The following is a 1,020-nucleotide window of genomic DNA, read 5'->3' on the forward strand; positions in this document are numbered from 1 at the left end:
ATCTTCATCTATTCATTCCTCTAATTTCAAATTTTTCAATAATATACCGTTTAGATCCTAACTCAAAGCTGACTAGATAATTATTAAAAGGGTATTTTTTGTTCAAGTCATTAGCAATCTTTCGAGCTGTTGACCGTGGATATTTTGAACTATTAATCTTCCGTGTATACTTATGTAATATTATCTTACTACCTCCCTTTGCATTTTACGTTTCAATCGTTGCTTATATAGATACTCTTTACTTGGTTCTAAACTAGACAATATCTCATCTAGTAAGTCAAACGCTTCTCCGTTATCTCCTACGCTATCAATCTTTTTAAGGGTAAGTTCGTGCATTTCATCATCATTGAAAAACATAGTAAGATAAGGGAATGCTACGGTATTCGGTAAGCTCAAACGTGATTTAGTCATTTTTAAGTTAGGATATTTACCTGTTTCAGCTTTAACTTTTGATTCAAACTGACTTATTCCGACACCTTGCTCTTTTAGCGTGCTAGTAATTCTTTCATATAATTCTTCGTTTGTCATTATGCTATAACCTCAATTATTTCTGTATGCTTTTTAACTGCATATCTTTGTTCTTCTGGAAGTAATTCGTTCCATTTTAAAGCCTCTTTTTTATTATAAAACTTACGTGATTTAATTTCTTTTTCCAATATCCAAGTTACTGTATAGTATGTAAATTCATCTTTCATTATCCAATTACTCCTGTCTTGATGTTTAGCCTTTGCTGGCTTGATAAGTGATATAAATTGCACCACTTACAGTGATAAGCTCTGACTGGTATCTTATCAGCTTTATTTTTCCTATGCTGGGCATTAGCTATTGAGTATAAAGCACCCATTTTTGTGTATTTGCGTTTCTTACACATATTATTCACTAGCTTTCTTGATCATTGCTTGCTTATAAGCCACAATCGTTCCGTCAAACATAGCGCTTTGGATTTCTCCTTGTTTAATAAACCCTTTTTGTTCTAATTGAATTACTTGTTTTGTTAATCCCTGTCTCTTATACACATCT

At 32.2% G+C, this 1,020-nt stretch carries 3 protein-coding genes; all 3 read right to left on the reverse strand.

What is annotated here, in order from left to right; all coding sequences use genetic code 11:
* Window positions 1–4: 4 nt before the first annotated feature.
* Genes B2G86_RS13665 through B2G86_RS13350 form a run of 3 tightly spaced genes read right to left on the reverse strand, consistent with a single transcriptional unit; the run spans window position 5 to window position 695 of the window.
* Entirely contained in the window at window positions 5–184 is a 180-nt protein-coding gene (locus B2G86_RS13665) for a DUF7228 family protein (RefSeq protein WP_078358601.1), read from the reverse strand.
* Complete coding sequence (locus B2G86_RS12995; RefSeq protein WP_078358602.1) at window positions 181–528, reverse strand: DUF7339 family protein; 348 nt, start codon at window positions 526–528, stop codon at window positions 181–183. The genes B2G86_RS13665 and B2G86_RS12995 overlap by 4 nt, the downstream gene beginning before the upstream one ends.
* Window positions 528–695, reverse strand: coding sequence for a hypothetical protein (locus tag B2G86_RS13350; protein WP_158079043.1), 168 nt, complete (start codon window positions 693–695; stop codon window positions 528–530). Before B2G86_RS13350 ends, B2G86_RS12995 begins: the two co-directional genes overlap by 1 nt.
* Between the last annotated feature and the right edge of the window lie 325 nt (window positions 696–1,020).

The organism is Mammaliicoccus fleurettii (assembly GCF_002018435.1).
Lineage (GTDB): Bacteria > Bacillota > Bacilli > Staphylococcales > Staphylococcaceae > Mammaliicoccus > Mammaliicoccus fleurettii.